At 66.0% G+C, this 19,626-nt stretch carries 16 protein-coding genes and 1 tRNA gene; 13 read left to right on the top strand and 4 right to left on the bottom strand.

The window, feature by feature from the left end; all coding sequences use genetic code 11:
- Positions 1–63: 63 nt before the first annotated feature.
- On the bottom strand, positions 64–1,806 hold the full coding sequence (locus tag F9929_RS01635) for an alkaline phosphatase (protein WP_152044778.1): 1,743 nt from the start codon (positions 1,804–1,806) through the stop codon (positions 64–66).
- A 136-nt stretch (positions 1,807–1,942) separates the two neighbouring features.
- A complete protein-coding gene (locus F9929_RS01630) occupies positions 1,943–2,977 on the bottom strand; it encodes an aldo/keto reductase (protein ID WP_152044777.1) in 1,035 nt (344 codons plus the stop codon).
- A gap of 368 nt (positions 2,978–3,345) precedes the next feature.
- On the opposite strand from F9929_RS01630, the gene fdnG reads away from it, so the two are divergent.
- From fdnG to F9929_RS01585, 9 genes are all read left to right on the top strand, one after another.
- Positions 3,346–6,435 (top strand): formate dehydrogenase-N subunit alpha, encoded by a 3,090-nt coding sequence (gene fdnG / locus F9929_RS01625; protein WP_210251292.1) that lies wholly within the window; start codon positions 3,346–3,348, stop codon positions 6,433–6,435.
- On the top strand, positions 6,432–7,406 hold the full coding sequence (gene fdxH, locus F9929_RS01620; RefSeq protein WP_152044775.1) for a formate dehydrogenase subunit beta: 975 nt from the start codon (positions 6,432–6,434) through the stop codon (positions 7,404–7,406). The genes fdnG and fdxH overlap by 4 nt, the downstream gene beginning before the upstream one ends.
- The gene (locus F9929_RS01615) at positions 7,406–8,095 is read left to right on the top strand and encodes a formate dehydrogenase subunit gamma (RefSeq protein WP_152044774.1); all 690 of its coding nucleotides are present in this window, start codon (positions 7,406–7,408) and stop codon (positions 8,093–8,095) included. The genes fdxH and F9929_RS01615 overlap by 1 nt, the downstream gene beginning before the upstream one ends.
- Before the next feature lie 109 nt (positions 8,096–8,204).
- Complete coding sequence (gene fdhE, locus F9929_RS01610; protein WP_152044773.1) at positions 8,205–9,122, top strand: formate dehydrogenase accessory protein FdhE; 918 nt, start codon at positions 8,205–8,207, stop codon at positions 9,120–9,122.
- Position 9,123: 1 nt separating this feature from the next.
- A complete protein-coding gene (gene selA, locus F9929_RS01605) occupies positions 9,124–10,524 on the top strand; it encodes an L-seryl-tRNA(Sec) selenium transferase (protein WP_152044772.1) in 1,401 nt (466 codons plus the stop codon).
- Positions 10,521–11,303, top strand: a complete 783-nt coding sequence (locus tag F9929_RS01600) for a tetratricopeptide repeat protein (RefSeq protein ID WP_152044771.1) — start codon at positions 10,521–10,523, stop codon at positions 11,301–11,303. The genes selA and F9929_RS01600 overlap by 4 nt, the downstream gene beginning before the upstream one ends.
- A complete protein-coding gene (selB, locus tag F9929_RS01595) occupies positions 11,300–13,207 on the top strand; it encodes a selenocysteine-specific translation elongation factor (RefSeq protein ID WP_152044770.1) in 1,908 nt (635 codons plus the stop codon). Before F9929_RS01600 ends, selB begins: the two co-directional genes overlap by 4 nt.
- A gap of 15 nt (positions 13,208–13,222) precedes the next feature.
- Positions 13,223–13,319 (top strand) — tRNA-Sec (locus F9929_RS01590).
- Between the two features lie 23 nt (positions 13,320–13,342).
- Positions 13,343–13,717 (top strand): hypothetical protein, encoded by a 375-nt coding sequence (locus F9929_RS01585; RefSeq protein WP_152044769.1) that lies wholly within the window; start codon positions 13,343–13,345, stop codon positions 13,715–13,717.
- 2 nt (positions 13,718–13,719) lie between these two features.
- Here the strand turns inward: F9929_RS01585 and F9929_RS01580 are convergent, their stop codons facing one another.
- On the bottom strand, positions 13,720–14,082 hold the full coding sequence (locus F9929_RS01580) for a hypothetical protein (protein ID WP_152044768.1): 363 nt from the start codon (positions 14,080–14,082) through the stop codon (positions 13,720–13,722).
- A 59-nt stretch (positions 14,083–14,141) separates the two neighbouring features.
- On the bottom strand, positions 14,142–15,218 hold the full coding sequence (gene selD / locus F9929_RS01575) for a selenide, water dikinase SelD (protein ID WP_152044767.1): 1,077 nt from the start codon (positions 15,216–15,218) through the stop codon (positions 14,142–14,144).
- 225 nt (positions 15,219–15,443) lie between these two features.
- Between selD and F9929_RS01570 the strand changes: the two genes are divergently transcribed.
- From F9929_RS01570 to F9929_RS01555, 4 genes are all read left to right on the top strand, one after another.
- Positions 15,444–16,415, top strand: coding sequence for an aliphatic sulfonate ABC transporter substrate-binding protein (locus F9929_RS01570; protein ID WP_152044766.1), 972 nt, complete (start codon positions 15,444–15,446; stop codon positions 16,413–16,415).
- Complete coding sequence (locus F9929_RS01565; protein WP_152044765.1) at positions 16,412–17,248, top strand: ABC transporter permease; 837 nt, start codon at positions 16,412–16,414, stop codon at positions 17,246–17,248. Before F9929_RS01570 ends, F9929_RS01565 begins: the two co-directional genes overlap by 4 nt.
- Positions 17,249–17,252: 4 nt before the next feature.
- A complete protein-coding gene (locus F9929_RS01560) occupies positions 17,253–18,002 on the top strand; it encodes an ABC transporter ATP-binding protein (RefSeq protein ID WP_152044764.1) in 750 nt (249 codons plus the stop codon).
- An 87-nt stretch (positions 18,003–18,089) separates the two neighbouring features.
- Positions 18,090–19,580: an ABC transporter substrate-binding protein gene (locus tag F9929_RS01555; protein WP_152044763.1), complete on the top strand. Its 1,491-nt coding sequence runs from the start codon at positions 18,090–18,092 to the stop codon at positions 19,578–19,580.
- Positions 19,581–19,626 lie beyond the last annotated feature (46 nt).

Here is a 19,626-nt window from a genome sequence, read left to right as displayed (position 1 = left end):
CGAAATGCGTTCGGCCCCGGACAACGACATCCGGAGCCGTGGTTTTGCCCTGGTCTTGGGGCGTCAGTTCTTGGTCGGCGCCAGGGCGAAGGTGTCGGCGAGCACGCGATAGATGTCGCTTTCCTCCATATAGCCCTTGAACTCCTCGGCGCCCGGACCGCTCGCCTGAAGCACCACGTCGTCCACCGCGTGAACGGCGGTATCGGCCGTTCGCGGCAGGTTGCCGATGCGAAGCGTCGCGCCCGGCTCGTTCTTATAGGCCTCGTTGGCGACGTATTCCTTCTTCTCGTTCTGGACGGCCGGCTCGAAGGGGCCGTTCATCTTCGGGCGCCAGGTCTCGTAATAGTCCGGGAAGTTGCTGGAAAAGACCGCGAGGCGCTTGGACACGTTGATGTCGTCCGGATAGCCGTCGTTGTTCTCGTCCTTGTAGTTCGGGAAGCCGGCCTTGTCGTAGACGCCGACCTTGTCGCGCATGTCCGGGCCGGCCGCGTTGTCGTCGATCGTGCCGATGATCGAAATGCCGTGCGTATGGTCGCCGGTCGCCACGATCAGCGTGTCGGGATGGGACTTCTGGAACTCGCGCGCGACGCCGACCGCCTTATCGAACTCGATGGTTTCCATGAGCGCGCGGTCCCAGTCCATCGGATGGGACATCTTGTCGATCGACGCGCCTTCCACCATCAGGAAGAAGCCGTCCGGGTTCTTCGAAAGCCGCGTCAGCGCAGCCTGCGTCATCTCCACGAGCCCCGGTTGGTTCGGGAACTTGTCGACCGTGCCCTTGCCGAGGAACTGACGGTCCAGGATCGTGTCCATGTTGGCGGGATGGAAGAGGCCGAGGAGCTTGGCCGAATTGGAGCCGACCGCCGCTTCGAGTTCGGTCTTGTCGGTGGAGACGGCATAGCCCGCGTCGCGCGCTTGTTGGATCAGGTCCTTGTCGTCCTTGCGCTTCGAGCCGGGGGTCGACTGGGGCAGGAAATAGGCCGAACCGCCGCCGAGGATCACGTCCGGCTGCGTCCAGAAGAACATCTCGGCGATCTCGGCCTTGTCGGCGCGCTTGCGGGTATGGGCGACGACGGCCGCCGGGGTCGCGTCCTCGATCTCGGCGGTGGACACGACGCCGATCGCCTTCTTGCCGGTGCGGCGCAGCGCTTCGGCGATGGTCTCGACCTTCGGATCGTCGAGAGAGTCCTTCGTGCGGTCGGCATAAACGCCGAGCGCGTTGATCGCCGACTTGTGGCCGGTCATGTAGGAGGACATCGTGTTGGCGCTGTCGGTGGCGATGGAGTTCGTCGCCGAGGTGCCGACGAAAGCCATGTGGTCGAGATCGTCCATGGCGAGGCGGCCATTGGCCTTGCCCTCGGTCATGCCCTTGGACATCAGGCGCGCGCCGGTGCGGTGGGCGACCGACAGGCCGTCGCCGAGAAGGAAGATGATGTTCTTCGCCTTCGCCTCGGACGGCGTGCCCACGACGTCCCAGGTCACGCGTTTGACCTCGTCGCCCGCTTTCGCCTCGACCGTGTAGGTGCCGGGCGCGGAAATGACGACGTCGTGCATACGCACGGCGCTCGCCTCGACATCGCCGTCCTTCCCCAGGAACTCGGCGGGCTTGCCGAGCGCTTCGGCGGCGGGCCGGCCGTTCACGGTCACGCTCACGTCGCCTTCCGCGACCGTCTTGGAAAACTCGACCTTCACGTCGAAGGCCGAGCCGGCGAGGATCGTCGCGCGGTCGAGCGGCATCACGGTCGCGGCGCCGGCCGCCGAGGACAAAAGGGTGGTGGCGAAAAGAAAGGCGAGAGTACCGCGCATGCCGCAGCTCCGGTCGGAGAGGATGGCGGGTCAGTTAAGCGCTTCGTATAACAAAGACGTGACAGAAGTGGGCGTGTCCCTCACGCCCACTTCAAATCACTCGCGGCACTTCAGCCGCGATGCGAACCCGCCCGACCTACCAAGCCGTCGGCTTCGGGTTGCGCTCCTCGAAGCCCTTCTGGTGCCAATACGGATAGGTGGGCTCCTTGTGGCTCGCCTTGTCCAGGTGCTCGATCTGCTCGGGCGTCAGCGTCCAACCGACCGCGCCGAGATTCTGGCGAAGCTGCTCCTCGTTGCGCGCGCCCACCACGATATTGGTGACGGTCGGGCGCGACAGGAGCCAGTTCAGCGCGACCTGGGACACGCTCTTGCCGGTTTCCGCCGCCACCGCGTCGAGCGCGTCCACGACGTCGTAGACATAGTCGTCCGAAACCGGCGGGCCGCCGACCGCGCCGCCGGAGGCGATGCGCCCGCTCCCGGAATTTTCCTGGCCGCGCCGGATCTTGCCGGTGAGACGGCCCCAGCCGAGCGGGCTCCACACCATGAGGCCGACACCCTGGTCGAGGCCGAGCGGCATCAGTTCCCATTCGTAGTCGCGGCCGATCAGCGAATAATAGCCCTGATAGGCGACATAACGGGCGAGACCGTTCTTTTCCGATGTCGCCAGCGCCTTCATCAGGTGCCAGCCGGAGAAGTTGGACGCGCCGATATAGCCGATCTTGCCGGCGGTGATGAGGTCGTCCAGGGCGCGCAACGTCTCGTCCACCGGCGTCAGCGCGTCGAAGCCGTGCATGAAGTAAAGGTCGATATGGTCGGTGCCGAGGCGCTTCAGGCTGGCCTCGCAAGCGCGCACGAGGTGATGGCGCGAGGACCCGACATCGTTCGTCCCCTCGCCGTTTCGGAAGGTCGCCTTGCTGGAAATCAGCACCTTGTCGCGGCGGCCTTTCACCGCCTGACCGAGGATCTCCTCCGACGCGCCTTCGGAATAGATGTCGGCGGTGTCGAAGAAATTGACGCCGTGTTCCAGGCACACATCCACGAGCCGCGAAGCGCCCGCGACGTCGACATCGCCCCAGCGCTTGAAGAATTCGTTGGAGCCGCCGAACGTGCCGGTGCCGAAGGACAGAACCGGAACCCTGAGGCCCGAGCGCCCGAGTTGGCGTGTTTCCATGGGAATGCTCCTTATGCTTGCGCCCCACCTCGGCGGGTGCGGGCTTTCCAGCGGAAGCTAGACGACGCCTCGGGCGAGGAAAGGCCGGACGGCGAGCTGGACATTGCGCCGCGGCGGGAAAGGGCGACCGGGACCGCGGACGTCGAAGGACACGAAGATGTGTCGAACTTCAAGCCGGAAGGCGCGACGCATGGCAGCGGCGGTGCCGCCGGCCGGATGGGTATCGGGCTTGAAAAATCGTTTCCTTTCAATAGGATGAAAATCCGATCTATCCCACCCCCCAACCTCCGCCGCGCTTGACTTTGGAACAGTTCAAATCTAGCGATGAAGGTTATGGATAGGACCATGAACCCATTGAGGAGGGTGCCATGAACATGGAACTCTCGCGGCGCAGCTTCCTGAAAGTTGCCGGCGCGGGCGTTGCAGCGACATCGCTTGGAGCCATGGGCTTCGGCGAAGCGGAAGCGGCGGAGATCGCCCATGTCCGCCCGTTCAAGCTGGCGACGACGACCGAAACGCGCAACACCTGCCCTTATTGCTCGGTGGCCTGCGGCATCATCATCTATTCGAAGGGCGATGTGCGCAAAGGCGAAACGGCCGAGATCACCCATATCGAGGGTGATGCCGACCATCCGACCAATCGCGGCACGCTCTGCCCGAAGGGCGCGGCGCTGAAGGACTTCGTGAAGGCGCCGACCCGCCTGACGCAGCCGAAAATCCGGCGCGCCGGCTCTGCGACGCTGGAGCCGATCTCCTGGGACGAGGCGCTGACCAAGATCGCCCGTGCCATGAAGGACGATCGCGACGCGAACTTCCTGCTCGCCAACGAGAAGGGACTGCCCGTCAACCGCTGGACGACAACCGGTTTCCTCGCCGCGTCCGCCACCACCAACGAGACCGCCTGGGCGACCTTCAAGGTCGTGAAAGCCCTCGGCATCGCAGGATTCGACAACCAGGCACGCGTCTGACACGGCCCAACGGTGTCCAGTTTGGGCCCAACATTTGGTCGTGGCGCGATGACGAACGCCTGGACGGATATCAAGAACACCGACCTCGTCGTCGTCATGGGCGGCAACGCGGCGGAAGCGCATCCGTGCGGCTTCAAATGGGTGACGGAAGCCAAGGCCCATCGCGGTGCCAAGCTCATCGTCGTCGACCCGCGCTATACGCGCACCGCATCCGTCGCCGACTTCTACGCGCCGATCCGTCAGGGCTCGGACATCGCGTTCCTGAACGGCGTCATCAAATACTGCATCGACAACAACAAGGTGCAGTGGGACTACATGAAGGCCTATACGAACGCTTCCTTCCTGGTGAAGGACGGGTTCGCCTATCAGGACGGCCTTTTCACCGGCTATGACGAGGAAAAGCGGGACTACGACCGCTCATCCTGGGACTATGTCATCGGCGATGACGGTTTTGCCGTCACCGACCCGACGCTCCAGCATCCGCGCTGCGTCTGGAACCTCCTGAAGGAGCATATCGCGCCGTTCACGCCCGAAATGGTGGAGCGCATCTGCGGCACGCCGAAGGACAAGTTCCTGAAGGTCGCGCAGATGATCTCGGAATGCTCGGCGACCGATAAGGTCATGACGTCGATGTATGCGCTCGGCTGGACGCAGCATTCCCACGGCTCGCAGAACATCCGCGCCATGGCCATGCTGCAGCTCATCCTCGGCAATATCGGCCTTCGCGGCGGTGGCATGAACGCGCTTCGCGGCCATTCCAACATCCAGGGTCTCACCGACCTCGGGCTGATGTCGCACCTTCTCACCGGCTATCTCAACATGCCGACGGAGAAGGAGGCCGATCTCGCGACCTATATGAAGTCGCGCGAGTTCAAGCCGCTCCGGCCCGGCCAGACGAGCTATTGGCAGAACTACAAGAAGTTTTTCGTCTCGTTCCAGAAGTCGATGTGGGGGGATGCCGCCCGCGCCGACAACGACTGGGCGTATGAGTACCTGCCCAAGCTCGACGTGCCGGCCTACGATATCCTGCGCATGTTCGAGCTGATGGATAACGGCCGGGTCAACATCTACTTCTGCCAGGGCTTCAACCCGATCCTCGCCTTCCCCAACCGGGGCAAGGTGACGCGGGCTTTGTCCAAGCTGAAGCTCCTCGTCACCATGGACCCGCTCGACACCGAGACCTCGCGCTTCTGGGAGAACCATGGCGAGTTCAACGATGTCGACACGGCCTCCATCCAGACCGAGGTGATCCAGCTTCCGACGACCTGCTTTGCGGAAGAAGAAGGTTCGCTCACCAATTCGGGCCGGTGGCTGCAATGGCACTGGGCCGGCGGCACGCCGCCGGGCGAGGCCAAGCACGACACCTGGATCATGGCGCAGATCTTCCTTAAGGTGCGGGAACTATATCGCAAGGAGGGTGGCCCCTTCCCCGATCCGATCCTCAACCTTTCCTGGGAATACAAGGACGAGAACGAGCCGCACCCGGAAGAACTCGCCAAGGAGATCAACGGCCGCGCCCTGACACCCGTCATGGACACGACCGACCCGACCAAGGTGCTGGTGGAAGCCGGCAAACAGGTGGTGAACTTCTCGCAGCTTCGCGACGACGGCTCCACCATGTCGGGCTGCTGGATCTATTCGGGCTGCTGGAACGAGCAGGGCAACAACATGGCCCGGCGCGACAACCACGACCCGGACGAGACCGGCGCTTATCTCGGCTGGACCTTCGCCTGGCCGTTGAACCGCCGCACGCTCTACAACCGGGCGTCCGCCGATCTCGACGGCAAGGCGTGGGACCCGACGCGCAAGATCATCGAATGGGACGGCGCGAAATGGGCGGGCTACGACGTGCCCGACATTTCGCCGACCGCCAACCCGCGCGATGTCGGGCCGTTCATCATGAACCAGGAAGGCGTGTCGCGCCTCTTCACGCGCGGTCTCATGCGGGACGGACCTTTCCCGGCCCATATGGAGCCTTTCGAGTCGCCGGTGGCCAACGTCTTCAACGCGCGGATGGTCGGCAACCCGGTCAGCCGCGTGTTCGAAAGCGACGCCAAGACCTTCGGCACCTCGGCCGAGTTCCCCTATGCCGCGACGACCTACCGGCTGACGGAGCATTTCCACTACTGGACGAAGCATAACCGCGTGAACGCGGCGCTTCAGCCGGAATTCTTCGTGGAAATCTCCGAGGAGCTGGCGGCCGAGAAGGGCATCGAAAAGGGTGGCTGGGTTCGCGTCTGGTCGAAGCGCGGCTCGATCAAGGCCAAAGCAGTGGTCACGAAACGCATCCGGCCGCTGATCTGCGACGGGGTCACCGTCCACGTGGTCGGCATCCCGCTCCATTGGGGCTTCACGGGCGCGGCGAAGAAGGGCTTCGGCCCGAGCTCGCTGACGCCGTTCGTGGGCGACGCCAATATCGACACGCCGGAATCGAAGGCCTTCCTCGTGAATATCGAGCCCTCCACCGCGCCGCAGGAGGCAACGGTATGATGGACAGCCCCAGAACTGCGGTCGCCAACCCGCCGGTTCAGCCGATGGACTCGAACTTGGGCGTTCGCGACCTCGTGCGCCGGTCGGCGACCAAGGACCTGCCGGCGCCGGAGCGTCAGTTGACGCCCGTCGCCAAGCTTATCGACGTGTCGAAATGCATCGGCTGCAAGGCCTGCCAATCGGCCTGCGTCGAGTGGAACGACACGAACCCAAGCGTCGGCGAGAATGTGGGGGTCTATACCAACCCCCACGATCTCACCGAGAATATGTTCACGCTGATGCGCTTCACCGAATGGGTGAACCCGGACACGGACAACCTCGAATGGCTGATCCGCAAGGACGGCTGCATGCATTGCGCCGACCCGGGCTGCTTGAAGTCCTGCCCGGCGCCCGGCGCGATCGTGCAATACTCCAACGGCATCGTGGATTTCGTCCACGAGAACTGCATCGGCTGCGGTTATTGCGTGAAGGGCTGCCCCTTCAACATCCCGCGCATCTCCAAGACCGATCACAAGTCCTACAAGTGCACGCTGTGCTCGGACCGCGTTGCGGTCGGCCAGGGCCCTGCCTGCGCCAAGGCCTGCCCGACGCAGGCCATCGTGTTCGGCACGAAGGAGGACATGAAGAAGCATGCGGAAGGACGCATCGCGGACCTGAAGTCACGCGGGTATTCCAATGCGGGTCTCTACGATCCGCCGGGCGTCGGCGGCACGCATGTCATGTATGTGCTGCACCATGCCGACAAGCCGCATATCTACGCGGACCTGCCGGACGCGCCGCGCATCTCGCCGGTGGTTGAAACCTGGAAGGGCGTGACGAAATATGTCGGCCTCGCCGCCATGGGCCTCGCGGCCGCCGGCGCTGCGATCCACGGCATTCTCGGCAAGCCGAACCGCGTCACCCGCCATGACGACGAGAGCGCGGAGAAGCTGATCGAGAACAAGGACAGTGGCTCGGAGGAGCGCGTCTGATGGCGGAGGCAGAACGCGTCCAGCCGGGCGACGCGATCCATGTGAAGCCGGGCGAGATCACGGTGAACCGCTACGGGCCGCTCGCCCGGGCGAACCACTGGATCACGGCGGCGGCCCTGATCCTTCTCGCCGTGTCGGGGCTGGCGCTGTTCGATCCGTCCTTGTTCTTCCTCACCGCCCTTTTCGGCGGCGGGCAGAACACGCGCGCCCTCCATCCCTGGTTCGGCGTCGTCCTCTTCGTCAGCTTCTACGTCTTCTTCCTCCAGCTCTGGCGGGCGAACCTCCCGACCCGCACCGACGTCAAATGGGTCTCGCAGATCGGCGACGTCATCTCGGGCAACGAGGAGAAGCTGCCGGAAGTCGGCAAGTACAATGCGGGCCAGAAGTTCATCTTCTGGGCGATGGCAGGCCTGATCGTGGTCCTGATCGCGACGGGCCTCATGGTGTGGGAAGCCTATTTCGCCGAGTACGTGCCGATCCCGACGCAGCGCGCGGCGCTTCTGACCCACGCCATCGCGGCCGTTCTCATCATCTGCGTCTTCATCCTCCACGTTTATGCCGGCATCTGGACGCGCGGGACCTTGAGGGCGATGACGAAGGGCACGGTGACTGGCGGCTGGGCCTATCGGCATCACCGCAAATGGCTGCGCCAGCTCGTCGGCGCCCGCAAGGTCGATCCGGCGGAATAAGCGGCCCGATGGTCGCGATCTCTACGGGTCCCGGCGCGAGGTTTCCCTTCGCGCCGGGACCCGATGCATTCTGGACATGGGTGCCCACGGCCCCATCTGAACGGCGACCATGACAGGCTCCCCTCCCCTTCAGCCCGATCCCTCCGCGATCTCCGGCATCGCCAAGGCGCCCTTCGCCTTCCTGCCACGTCCGGACCGCTTGTTTCGAGGACGCGCCGACCGCTTCGCGGTTCTTGCGGAAGGCAGTCGGTTGCAGCCTTACCTCCGGTTCCTGGAAGCCATCGCTCGAGCGCAGGACGCGGTGGTCGCCGAGACGCCGGAGCCCGAAGCCCTTCCACCATCGCAGGTCGAGCAGGCGCGGGCCGGCGCGATGCCGCCGATGGACCGCGCGGCCCTCCCCTTCCATCCGGACATGAAACCGGTGCTTCGCTTGTTTCTCGACAAGGCCGAGGCTATCGGCAAGCCGGCACCGGCCGCGACGGCCTTGAGCGCGCTGCGCGGGATGGGCGACGAAGACCTGAGCGAACGCCTGACCGACGCCGTTTCGCAGGAAACCGAGCCTGAACGCGCCGCCGAACTCCTTTATCTGTCGGCCGCCACGCAGATCCTTGCCGCCCGGCTCGCCGCGCCGCTCGATGCGAGCCGCCTCGTGCCGGTTCGCGCGGGCCTTTGCCCGGTCTGCGGCGCGCGGCCTCTCGCCTCCTTCGTGGTCGGCGTTCCGGGAGCGGAAGGCGTTCGCTACGCCGTCTGCTCCTTTTGCGCGACGCATTGGAACGAGGTGCGCGTGAAGTGCCTCGCCTGCGGCTCCACCCAAGGCATCGGCTATCGCTCGGTGGAAGCGGAAGACGCCGTGATCAAGGCGGAAATCTGCGACACCTGCCATTCCTGGGTGAAGATCCTCTACGCGGACCGCAACCCGTCGCTCGAACCCGTCGCCGACGACGTCGCGAGCCTCGGCCTCGACCTTCTGATGCGGGACACCGACTATCGCCGCGCCGGCTTCGATCCGTTTCTGCTCGGATACTAAGATGGACGAGCGTTCGAGCCTCCGCGCTCTGCCTTCGGTCGATGTGGTCCTGAACGGGGCGCGCGGCGCGGCTCTCGTGGAGCGGCACGGCCGGGCGAGCGTGGTGGACGCCGTTCGCACGGTCCTCGCCCGCCACCGGGAGGGCATCCGCGAGGGGCAGCCCGCGCCGAGCCTCGAAGGTGTGGCGATCGACGCCGGAAACCTTCTCGACGCGCGAAACCGCTCGAACCTTCGCCCGCTCTTCAACCTGACGGGAACCGTCCTCCACACCAATCTCGGCCGCGCGCTTCTGGCGGAAGCCGCCGTGGAAGCCGCGACCACAGCCATGCGCGAGGCATTGGCGCTCGAATTCGATCTCGACACGGGCCGGCGCGGCGAGCGCGACAGCCATCTGCGCCGGCTTCTTTGCGAGCTGACGGGAGCCGAGGACGCGACAATCGTGAACAACAACGCCGCCGCCGTGCTGCTTGCCCTCAACGCCGTGGCGGCGGGACGCGAGGCGGTGGTTTCGCGCGGCGAACTGATCGAGATCGGCGGCGCCTTCCGCATGCCCGACATCATGGCGCGCGCCGGCGTGAAGCTCGTCGAGGTCGGCACCACCAACCGCACGCATCCGAAAGACTATCGCAGCGCGCTGAGTGCGGACACCGCACTTCTCATGAAGGTCCACACCTCGAACTACCGGATCGAGGGCTTCACGGCGGAAGTGGACGGGCGGGAACTCAGCGCCATCGCGCACGAAGCCGGCCTGCCGATGATGAACGATCTCGGCTCCGGCACGCTGGTCGACCTGTCGCGCTGGGGCCTGAAACGCGAGCCGACGGTGGCGGAGGCCGTCGCCGAAGGCGCCGATCTCGTGACCTTCTCGGGCGACAAGCTTCTGGGCGGGCCGCAGGCGGGCTTCATCGTCGGCAAACGCGACCTTATCGCCCGGATCAACGCCAATCCGATGAAACGCGCCTTGCGCGTCGACAAGATCCGCATCGCGGCGATGCAGGCGACGCTGCAACTCTACCGCGATCCCGACCGTCTCGCGACGCGCCTGCCGACACTGCGCCTCCTGTCGCGCCCGCAAAGCGAAATCCGCGCGCTCGCCGAACGGCTTCTGCCTGAGGTCGCCGCCTTTCTGCCGGAAGGCTTCACCCCGAGCGCGGCCGAATGCCATTCGCAGATCGGCTCCGGCGCGCTGCCGACCGACACGATCCCGAGCTTCGGCCTTTCGATCGAGGCGAGCGGCTCGGCGCTGGAGCGCCTGGCCTCGATTTTCCGCGCCCTGCCCCGCCCGGTGATCGGCCATCTTCACGCCGGCGCGCTGCGGCTCGACCTTCGCTGCCTCGAAGACGAGAGCGGCTTTATCGAGAACCTCCGGTCCATTCGCCAAGCGGAACTCTTCAGCGCATGAACTGGCTGAAACGCCTGCGCCGCCAAGCCTCCGACCCCGTCGTGCAAGCGATGGAAGAGGCGCTGGAAGCGGCCAAGCGCGGCGACCACCAGACCGCGCTCGCCCTTTGGGAGCCGCTGGCGCGTTCCGGCGTGGCCCGCGCGCAGAACAATATCGGCGCCTGTTTCGCCGAAGGCCTCGGCGTCGAGGTGGACCTCGCGCTCGCCGAAAAATGGCTGGCGCTCGCGGCCGAGGCCGGCGACCCGGTCGGCCAGCGCAATCTCGCCGCGCTTCACATGCGCGACCGGCCCGGCCGTGAGCCGAATTACGCGGAAGCCTCGCGGCTTTATCGCCTCGCCGCCACGCAAGGCGACGCCCCGGCGCAGGACATGCTGAGCTGGATGCTTCTGGAAGGCGAAATCCTGCCCTCCGATCCGCAGGGCGCGCGCCATTGGGCGGAGCAGGCGGCGGCCGAGGGCATCGCCTCCTCCATGACGCGGCTCGGAATGCTCCACCACAACGCCATCGGCACCGAGCGCGACCCTGGGCAGGCCGCGCGATGGTGGCGAATGGGGGCGGAAGGCGGCGACGCCGACGGGCAGGCCATGCTCGGCGCGGCGCTCCATCTCGGCAACGGCGTGGCCAAAGACGATACGGCGGCTTTTTCCTGGCTTCTACGCGCGCAAAGCGGGGGCAGCGCACTGGCCACCCCCTTCCTGCCCACTGTGCGCGCCGCGCTTTCGGCAACCGAAATCGCCGAGGCCGAGCGGCAGGCCGCACTCCCCCTGGAGCCCGCATGATCGTCGGAACCGCCGGCCATATCGATCACGGCAAGACGGCCCTCGTGAAGGCGCTGACGGGCGTCGATGCGGACCGTCTCAAGGAAGAAAAGCAGCGCGGCATCACCATCGACCTCGGCTTCGCCTACCAGGACTTGGGGGCCGGCGTCACCGGCTTCGTGGACGTGCCGGGCCACGAGCGCTTCGTCCACACGATGCTGGCGGGCGCGAGTGGGATCGACTTCGCGCTGATCGTCGTGGCGACTGATGACGGCGTCATGCCCCAAACGCGCGAGCATCTGGCGATCCTCGATCTTCTCGGCCTTTCGCGCGGCCTCGTCGCCCTGACCAAGGCGGATCTCGCCGGCAGCGAGCGGCGCGCGGAAGCGACCAGCGAAATCAACGCGCTTCTGGCCGACACGCCCTTTCGCGATGCGCCGGTCGTCCCGGTGTCCACGCTCACCGGCGAAGGCGTCGAGACCTTGCGCGATCTCCTCGCGAAGGCCGAGCAAGAGGTCTCGCGCCCGACCGCGGCAGGCCGCTTCCGCCTTTCGGTCGACCGCTCCTTCACGCTCCAAGGCTCAGGAACGGTGGTGACGGGAACGGTTCTGTCCGGTGCGGTGTCGGTCGGCGATCAGGTCTTGGTGTCGCCGAGCGGCCTTTCGGCGCGCGTGCGCTCCATCCACGCGCAGAACCGCGCAGCAGAAACCGGCATCGCCGGCCAGCGCTGCGCGCTGAACCTTGTCGGCGAGGCCATTTCCAAGGACGCGCTTCATCGCGGCGACACCGTGCTCGACCCTGCCCTCCATGCGCCGACGGAGCGGATCGACGCCGAGCTTCGGCTTCTCCCATCCGAAACCAAGCCGCTCGGCATCTGGGCCTCGGTGCGCTTCCACCATGCGAGTGCCGAGCGCGGCGCGCGGATCGTGCCGCTGGAAGGCGATGTCGAGCCGGGGCAGAGCGCCCTCGTCCAGATCGTGCTCGACCGGCCGATTGCTGCGGCGGTGCTGGATCGCTTCGTCATCCGCGACGTGTCGGGACAGCGCACGGTCGGCGGCGGCAGGCTGCTCGATCTGCGCCCACCTGCCCGCAAGCGCCGCGCGCCCGAACGCCTGGCGCAGCTTTCCGCCCTCAGTCAGCCCGATCCGGAAAAGCGCCTCGCCGCGCTTCTCGCGCACGCCCCCTTCCATGTCGATCTCGACGCCTTCGGCCGAGATGCGGCGCTTGGTCCCGAGGCGGTCCAGGCGCTAGCCGAAAGCCTCGTCGTGCTCAACCACGGGGCCCGGCGTTTCGCGCTGTCGCCAATCGTGCACGAGCGCTTCCGGGAAAGCCTCCTGTCCGAAATCGGCCGCTTCCACGAAGAGAACGCGGAACTTCAGGGTATCGGCCGCGAGCCTTTGCGCCTTCGCACCGAACCCCGTCTTCCCGCCCTCGCCTTCGCGTCGGTTCTGGCGCGGGAAGCGGCAATGGGTACGATCGCGCTCGAAGGCGGCTTCGTTCGCCTCGCCACCCACGAGGTTCGCCTCAGCGAAGCCGACGAGGCTCTCTACGCTCAGATCGCCGAGCGGCTCGGGCAGGACGCCCGCTTCCGGCCACCGCGCGTGCGCGATCTCGGCAACGAACTGGCGCGTGACGAAGCCGAGATCCGGCGCGTCCTGAAGCTTTGCGCCCGGCTCGGTCGCGTCGATCAGATCGCCCACGACCATTTCTTCCTGCGCCCCGTGACGGCCGAGATGGTGGCGCTCGCGGGGGACGCCGCCATGGACGGCGAGGACGGCTGGTTCACCGCCGCCGCGTTCCGCGACCGCGTGAACAACGGCCGCAAGGTCGCCATCGAAATCCTCGACTTCTTCGACCGCCACGGCGTCACCTTGCGCCGCAAGGACCTGCGCCGTATGAATCCGCATCGGCTGGACCTTTTCTGAGGCCCTGGCCGCGATGGAAGAGCATCGTTCCCCGGTGGGGCGTCCGGACTTCAAATCCGGGTGGGGCAGCGAGCCTGTCCTAGGTGGGTTCGACTCCCATTCTCTTCCGCCATTTCCCGAAGGCTATCCGAACCCATGAGCGCCGAAACCGATTTCGACGATTGGCTGATCGCGACCTATCGCGAGATGGGCTCCTTCACGATGCTCTTCGTGCTCGTCGGCATCACCGAGACCAAGGTCGATCTCCTGCGTTCGGCCTATCTCCACGTGATCGGCGACGAATTGCGCTGGCCGGAAATGGAGCGCGTCTTCGCGGGCTCCGGCGTCGAATGGTCTGGCGCGGTGTTCTTTCGCGCCGGCATCGAGGGACTGGTGGCGGACGGCGAGGCGAAAAGCCGGCTTGCCGCTCTGGTGCGAAAGATGAACGAGGACCGCACCATCATTCGCGAGGGCGAGTTCTTCAACCGCGACGGGCTGAAGCTACGGCTCGAAGAACAGCACCGCCACTGACGTCAGCAGCCCTTCGCCGGGGCGCTGGCGGGCGCCGGCGCCATGGCGAGGTCGAGCCCCCGCGCAGTCGGCGGCTGCCACGTCTTCGATTCCTTCACCGCGCCGGCCGAGGTCGTGCCGATGAACGAGCCGCCGAGGCCGCCGCTCCAGCCGGTGGACCCGGTTGAGCCCGGCGCGGTGCCGTCGGCGCTGCCCTGCGCGGGCTTCGTCGGCGTCTCGGCGACGGTCTTGGAATCGCAGGCCTGTGGTGTCTCCAGGCTTTGCTTGGACGGCGGATCGCTCTGCGCGACCGCGTTCGGAACTCCCGCCAGCATGAGCGAGCACACGATAGCCCCCGCCCCGATGATCGCCTTTGCCCGAACCATGCCAGCCTCCATCACTTCGCGTCCTCAACCATCGAACATTCAAGCGCGTTCCAAAGCCTTCAGGAAAGGCGAATGCCGGCGGGACCCGCGCCAACCGTGCCGATGCGCGTCGCCAACGGGTAGCCGGCCGAGCGGATATGTGCTGCGAGGCCATCCGCCGCGCTTGCCTCGCAAGCGATCAGAAGGCCGCCCGATGTCTGCGGATCGGTCAGGAGCTTCTGCTGCCAGGGCTCGAAATAGTCCGGCAACGCGACTTCCTCGCCATAGCTTGCCCAGTTACGCGTCGAAGCGCCCGTCGAGAAGCCCTCCCGCACCAGCCGCTCCGCCTCCGCCAGAAACGGGATGGCCTGCCACTTCAGATCGAGCGAAACGCCCGCGCCCCGCGCCATTTCCAGGCCGTGGCCCAGAAGCCCGAAACCCGTGACGTCGGTGACGGCATGAACGGCCGGATCGACGGCCAGATCCGTGCCGATCCGGTTCAAAAGCGTCACCGATCCCATCATCTCGCGATAGGCCTCGTCGGACAGCGCGCCGCGCTTGATCGCGGCGGAATAGATGCCGATGCCGAGGCCCTTGGTGAGGATCAGCGCGTCGCCTTCCCGCGCGCCGGAATTGCGCTTCACATCTTCGGGCCGGCAGATGCCGATCACGGCAAGGCCGTAGATCGGCTCAGGCGCGTCGATGGAATGGCCGCCCGCCACGGGAATGCCGGCCTCCGCGCAGACCGAGGCGCCGCCCTTCAGAATCTCGCGGATGGTTTCGGGCGCGAGCTTGTCGATCGGCATGCCGAGAATGGCGAGCGCCATCACCGGCTTGCCGCCCATCGCGTAGACATCCGAAATGGCGTTGGTGGCGGCGATGCGGCCGAAATCGCGCGGATCGTCCACCATGGGCATGAAGAAGTCGGTGGTGGCGATGATACAGGTGTTCTCGTCCACCTGCCAGACGGCGGCGTCGTCGGCGTTCTCCGTTCCCACCAGAAGCTGCGCGAAGGGCGCGGCGTGGGGCTGATCGGCAAGAAGCGACTGGAGAACGGAGGGCGCGAGCTTGCAGCCGCAACCGCCGCCATGCGCGAGCTCCGTCAAACGCTTGAAGCCTTCGGACAAGATACTCTCCCTTCCATCATGCAGGGCCATTCGAACCCGCGACCGGCAATGGCTGTTCCATGCCACGGGGCGGGCCGAATCGTCATGACCCGATATGGGGACGACAACCACCGGAACGCCATCCCAACACTGGCGAAGAATATGTTTCTATTCCGATTGTGTATTTTGTAGACATATCGCTCGCGGAAGCCGGGCTAGGCCTGTAGATTTTGCCTTATTCCGAAGGCTTGGTTTCCCCGCGAAAGGTGTCCCCCGATGTCGCTTCCTCCTATCTCCCGCCTCCTGTCCTCGGCGGTGATCGGGCTCCTTCTGGCGACGGCCTCGGCGTCGGCAGCGGACTTGAAGGAAATCCGGATCGACTGGGCGACCTACAATCCCGTTTCCATCTTGTTGAAGAACCGGAAGCTTCTGGAAAAGGAGTTCGAGAAGGACGGCATTTCGATCCGCTGGGTGCAGTCGGCGGGCTCCAACAAGGCGCTGGAATTTTTGAACGCCGGGTCGATCGATTTCGGGGCGACGGCGGGCGCGGCGGCTCTCGTCGCTAGGATCAACGGCAATTCGATCCGCTCCGTCGGGGTTTATTCGCAGGCCGAATGGACCGCCCTCGTGGTGCCGAAGGACAGCCCGGTCGCCAAGGTCGAGGACCTCAAGGGCAAGCGCATCGCGGTGACGCGCGGCACCGACCCGCACGTCTTCCTGGAACGCGCCTTGTCCGATGCCGGGCTGTCGGACAAGGACGTGACGCTGGTTCTCCTCCAGCATGCCGACGGCAAGCAGGCGCTGCTGCGCGGCGATGTGGATGCCTGGGCGGGTCTCGACCCCTTGATGGCCTCGGCGCAAATCGAGGACGGCGCCAAGCTCTTCTATCGCAAGCCCGAATATAACAGCGGCGGCGTCATCAATGTCAGCGAAACCTTTGCCGAGGCCCATCCGGACCTCGTGAAGCGGGTGCTGGCCATCTACGAGACCGCCCGGCAGGAAGCGGTGAAGGACCCGGCGGCGCTGGAGGAAGCGCTTGTCGCCGCGACGCGCCTGCCGGAGCCCGTGATCGAAAAGCAGTTGGAGCGCACCAGCTTGAAGACCTCCAAGATCGACGCCGCGCAACGTCAGGCGATCGTGGAAGCCGGCGTCGCGCTTCAAAAGGCGGGCGTCCTGCCGGGCGACGTCGATATCGCCCGGACCACGGATGAACTCGTGGACGACCGCTTCACCCTGGCCAGCCGATGAGCCGCAGCCTCGCCGAGCCGGCACCACCCTCCACCCTGACAGTGGAGGACCGGCCGCGCCGGCGAACGGGCCCTATTCCCTTCATCGGCCTTCTTCTGCCGGTGGCGCTGGCGCTCGGCTGGGAAGCGGCGGTGGCGGCCGGGATCGTGAACGGACGGTTGATGCCGCCGCCGTCCCGCATCGCCGACACGCTCTGGTTTCTCGCCTCCACGGGCGAGCTCTGGCTGCATGTCGCGGCGACCGCGTGGCGCGTGGCGGTGGGCTTTGCCGCCGGGGCGCTGGCCGGCATTCTGGCGGGCGCGGTCACCGGGTCCTTTCCGGGCGCGCGGCGTCTTGTCGATCCCACCATCCAGGGCCTTCGGGCCATCCCGTCCATCGCCTGGGTGCCGCTCTTCATTCTCTGGTTCGGCATCTACGAGACCTCGAAGGTCACCCTCATCGCGACCGGCGTGTTCTTTCCGGTTTACCTCGGCGTCGCGAGCGCGGTTCTGTCGGTGGACCGCAAGATCGTGGAAGTCGGGCGCGCCTTTCGCCTGTCGCGCCTCGCTCTCGTTCGTCGCGTGCTTCTGCCGGCGGTTCTGCCGCAAACCGTGACGGCCCTGCGCACGGGGCTCGGCCTTGGCTGGATGTTCGTGGTGGCCGCCGAGTTCATGGGCGCGTCGGAAGGGCTCGGCTATCTTCTGGTGGACGGCCAGCAGCTCGGCAAGGCGGACCAGATCGTCGCCGCCATTCTCGTTTTCGCGCTTCTCGGCAAGATCAGCGACTGGCTGCTCGCCGCCGCGTTGAGCCCACTCCTGTCATGGCAGGACCGCCACGGCGAAGCGGAGGGCTGAGCTCGTGCTGACCATCCGCAACCTGAGGAAGACCTATCCGAACGGCACTGAGGCGCTCGCCGACATCTCGCTCGACTTCCAGCGCGGCGAGATCGTCGCGCTTGTCGGCAGTTCGGGCTGCGGCAAGTCCACGCTTCTGCGGCTCGTCGCCGGCCTCGACCGGCCAACGGGCGGCGAGGTCGCGATCGATGGCGAGCCCGTCACCGCCCCGCACCCGGCGATCGGCATCGTGTTTCAGGAGCCGCGCCTCCTGCCCTGGCTCACCAACGCTGAGAATGTCGGCTTCGGCCTCGCCGACCGGCCGAAAAAGGAGCGCGACGCGCGCGTCACCGAAGCGCTCGCCCGCGTGCGCCTGTCGGAGGCCGGCCCGCGATGGCCGAAGGAATTGTCGGGCGGTCAGGCCCAGCGCATCGCGATCGCCCGCGCGCTCGTTCCCCGTCCCTCGGTTCTGCTTCTGGACGAGCCCTTCTCGGCCCTCGACACATTCACGCGGGCCCGCCTCCACGAGCATCTCCTCGACCTTTGGCAGGCCGACCGGCCGACGCTCGTTCTCGTCACCCACGATCTCGACGAGGCCCTGACGCTCGCCGACCGCATCGTGGTGATGCGCCCTTCGCCCGGCCGCATCGCCGCGCGCTTCGCGATCCGCCTCGACAGACCCAGGCAAAGGGGCACGCCCGCCTTCGAGACGGAACGGCGGCTGATCGCCGAGGCGCTGGAGGCCACGCTCGTCTCCGAGCGCCTTGCTTCCTGATTATCCACCGCCGCCAACCATTCCGATGGTGGATTATCCGCCGCTGGCCCGATACCCCTCGTTCATCCACGATTCGGTCGACATCCCATGCAGAACGCAAAATCGCTTTTCCTCGGGGCCACGATCCTGGCGAGCCTCGCTTTTTCGCCGGCCGCTCTCGCGCAGGAGTTCGACCCGGATGCCGCGATCCGCATCGGCTCGCTCTACGAGCCGCAGAACCTCGACAACACGGGGGGCGCCGGCCAGGGCATCAGCGAAGCCTTCAACGGCAATGTCTACGAGGCGCTCTTCAGGCTCACCGACGAGGGCAAGGTCGAGCCGGTGCTGGCACAGGACACCAAGGTCAGCGAGGACGGCCTGACCTACACCTTCACGCTTCGGGACGGCGTGACGTTCCATTCCGGCGATCCGCTGACGGCAGCGGACGTCAAGAACTCCATCGAGCGGGTGAAGGCCGAGACATCCAAGAGCTCGCGCAAGAAGAGCCTCGCCACGATCGCGGGCATCGAGGCGCCGGACGCGCGCACCGTGGTCGTGAAGCTCTCGGCCCGCTCCATCTCGCTGCCCTACAACCTGTCCTATGTCTGGATCGTCAACGACGCGGCCGGCGACATCACGGGCAAGGAGGACGGCACCGGCCCCTATAAACTTGCCGAGTGGCGGCGCGGCTCGGCACTCGCGCTCGCCCGTTTCGATAAATACTGGGGCGCCAAGCCCTCGAACGGCGAGGTCGTGTTCCAGTATTTCACCGACGCGACCGCGCTCGGCAACGCGCTCCTCACCAACGCCGTCGATGTCGTGACCTCCGTGCAAAGCCCGGATGCTCTGGCGCAGTTCAAGGACAACCCGTCCTTCACGGTGGCGGAAGGCCAGTCCACCACCAAGGAGCTTCTGGCCTATAACGACCGCGTCGCCCCCTTCGACAAGGTGGATGTGAGGAAAGCCCTCGCCCGCGCCGTGGACAAGAAGCGGCTCCTCAACTCCATCTGGGGCGACTACGGCACGCTGATCGGCTCCTTCGTGCCGCCGACCGATCCCTGGTATGTCGACCTGACCAACGTCGACCCCTACGACCCGGCGAGCGCCAAGGAACTTCTGGCCAAAGCCGGCTACAAGGACGGCTTCGAGTTCACGCTGGATACGCCGGACTACGACCCCCATCCGGTTGTGGCGCAGTTCCTGCAAGCCGAACTCGCGAAGGTCGGCGTGAAGGTGAAGATCAACATCATCACCGCCAACGAGTGGTACACGAAGATCTACCAGCGTCACGACTTCCAGGCGACGCTGCAGGAGCACGTCAACCACCGCGACATCGTGTTCTACGGCAACCCGGACTTCTACTGGGGCTACAACAATCCGGCCGTCGTGGATCTCGTCGCGGCGTCCGAAAAGGCGTCGAGCGAGGCCGAGCAGACCGAGAAGCTGAAAGAAGCCAACAAGATCATCGCCGAGGACGCGGCAAGCAACTGGCTCTATCTCTACCCGCAGATCGTCGTCTCGGCCGCCAATGTCACAGGCTATCCGGTGAACGGCCTCAACTCGCAGTTCTTCGCCGCCAACATCAAGAAGGCCGACTGACGGTCCGCCTTTTTTCCCGAATGCGGCGGCCTTTCCAGAGGGCCGC

The organism is Aureimonas psammosilenae, assembly GCF_009176975.1.
Classification (GTDB): Bacteria; Pseudomonadota; Alphaproteobacteria; order Rhizobiales; family Rhizobiaceae; genus Plantimonas; species Plantimonas psammosilenae.
Note: the sequence above shows the minus strand (reverse complement) of the source record. Positions and strands in the feature narration are given on the sequence as shown.

What these genes read in the sequence shown, in the direction of transcription:
- F9929_RS01635 (WP_152044778.1), bottom strand. Translation starts at nt 1,806, where the DNA reads ATGCGCGGTACTCTCGCCTTTCTTTTCGCCACCACCCTTTTGTCCTCG.
- F9929_RS01630 (WP_152044777.1), bottom strand. Translation starts at nt 2,977, where the DNA reads ATGGAAACACGCCAACTCGGGCGCTCGGGCCTCAGGGTTCCGGTTCTG.
- fdxH (WP_152044775.1), top strand. Translation starts at nt 6,432, where the DNA reads ATGATGGACAGCCCCAGAACTGCGGTCGCCAACCCGCCGGTTCAGCCG.
- F9929_RS01615 (WP_152044774.1), top strand. Translation starts at nt 7,406, where the DNA reads ATGGCGGAGGCAGAACGCGTCCAGCCGGGCGACGCGATCCATGTGAAG.
- fdhE (WP_152044773.1), top strand. Translation starts at nt 8,205, where the DNA reads ATGACAGGCTCCCCTCCCCTTCAGCCCGATCCCTCCGCGATCTCCGGC.
- selA (WP_152044772.1), top strand. Translation starts at nt 9,124, where the DNA reads ATGGACGAGCGTTCGAGCCTCCGCGCTCTGCCTTCGGTCGATGTGGTC.
- F9929_RS01600 (WP_152044771.1), top strand. Translation starts at nt 10,521, where the DNA reads ATGAACTGGCTGAAACGCCTGCGCCGCCAAGCCTCCGACCCCGTCGTG.
- selB (WP_152044770.1), top strand. Translation starts at nt 11,300, where the DNA reads ATGATCGTCGGAACCGCCGGCCATATCGATCACGGCAAGACGGCCCTC.
- F9929_RS01585 (WP_152044769.1), top strand. Translation starts at nt 13,343, where the DNA reads ATGAGCGCCGAAACCGATTTCGACGATTGGCTGATCGCGACCTATCGC.
- F9929_RS01580 (WP_152044768.1), bottom strand. Translation starts at nt 14,082, where the DNA reads ATGGTTCGGGCAAAGGCGATCATCGGGGCGGGGGCTATCGTGTGCTCG.
- selD (WP_152044767.1), bottom strand. Translation starts at nt 15,218, where the DNA reads ATGGCCCTGCATGATGGAAGGGAGAGTATCTTGTCCGAAGGCTTCAAG.
- F9929_RS01570 (WP_152044766.1), top strand. Translation starts at nt 15,444, where the DNA reads ATGTCGCTTCCTCCTATCTCCCGCCTCCTGTCCTCGGCGGTGATCGGG.
- F9929_RS01565 (WP_152044765.1), top strand. Translation starts at nt 16,412, where the DNA reads ATGAGCCGCAGCCTCGCCGAGCCGGCACCACCCTCCACCCTGACAGTG.
- F9929_RS01555 (WP_152044763.1), top strand. Translation starts at nt 18,090, where the DNA reads ATGCAGAACGCAAAATCGCTTTTCCTCGGGGCCACGATCCTGGCGAGC.